Here is an 816-nt window from a genome sequence, read left to right as displayed (position 1 = left end):
AAAAAGCTTCGTGTCTTTGTGAAGCCAACCGTTCTCATTATTGATGAAATGGGGTATCTAAAACTGGACCCGAACAGCGCTCATTACTTATTTCAAGTGATCGCCCGGCGGTACGAGCATGCCCCGATTATCCTCACCTCCAACAAAAGCTTTAGGGAATGGGGAGAAATCGTGGGAGACTCGGTTTTGGCGACAGCGATGTTAGATCGATTACTGCATCATTCCATCATTTTCAACCTAAAGGGGGAAAGCTATCGATTACGGGAAAAAAGACTCCAACAAGAAAAACAGAAGGATCAATGAGGTCCTTCTGGGGAATTTTAAACCGGCGATTTTGGGAAAAAAATAATCGGCCTTGACATATAAAAATGTCTTCCTCAAATGAACCGAATAACTCAAGAGTGATATGTCCATTTTCATAAATAAGTTCCCCAGCGATTTCTTGTTTATCTTCTTTTGAAGGAATCCACCAAACTCCTTTAACTTTAAAATTTTGATTCAAATCTTTATTATTAAGTTTGTCTAATGCCATTTTTTCCTGCCTCCTAATGTTAAATTAATGCTCTTTTCTAAAAGATTGTTGCTACATAAAAGGAAAAATAGAAAAATTTGGGTTCATCACCAAAAGATGTACTTGCACCAGCCATTAAAGTATGGTAGCTGTTTCTAACCGAACCCGCAATGCAAAACGTTGGATATTTCTGTATCCGTATCCTCGACGTTTAATCAGCTTGATCTTGTTATTCGTTCCCTCCATTTTCCCATTCGAATAAGGCGATAACATGCACGATATGATTTCGTCTGTTCGTTTGACGA

2 protein-coding genes and 1 pseudogene are annotated in these 816 nt (G+C 38.7%); 1 reads left to right on the top strand and 2 read right to left on the bottom strand.

All coding sequences use genetic code 11. The annotated features are described in order from the left end of the window. A pseudogene (gene istB / locus EKC99_RS15305) lies at positions 1-303 on the top strand (IS21-like element IS5376 family helper ATPase IstB); the annotation flags it as partial. On the opposite strand, the gene EKC99_RS16095 reads toward istB, so the two are convergent. Beyond that, positions 233-532 carry an ApeA N-terminal domain 1-containing protein gene (locus tag EKC99_RS16095; RefSeq protein ID WP_163152664.1) on the bottom strand — a complete coding sequence of 100 codons (300 nt, stop codon included), beginning with the start codon at positions 530-532 and terminating at the stop codon, positions 233-235. The pseudogene istB and the gene EKC99_RS16095 overlap by 71 nt on opposite strands. Positions 533-646: 114 nt before the next feature. Beyond that, positions 647-816: transposase (locus EKC99_RS15295; RefSeq protein WP_163152662.1), on the bottom strand; the 170-nt coding region annotated here is incomplete at its 5' end.

The organism is Anoxybacillus sp. MB8, assembly GCF_011006755.1.
Classification (GTDB): Bacteria; Bacillota; Bacilli; order Bacillales; family Anoxybacillaceae; genus Anoxybacillus; species Anoxybacillus gonensis.
The sequence above is the reverse complement of the archived record's forward strand: the minus strand, read 5'-3'. Positions and strand labels throughout refer to the sequence as shown.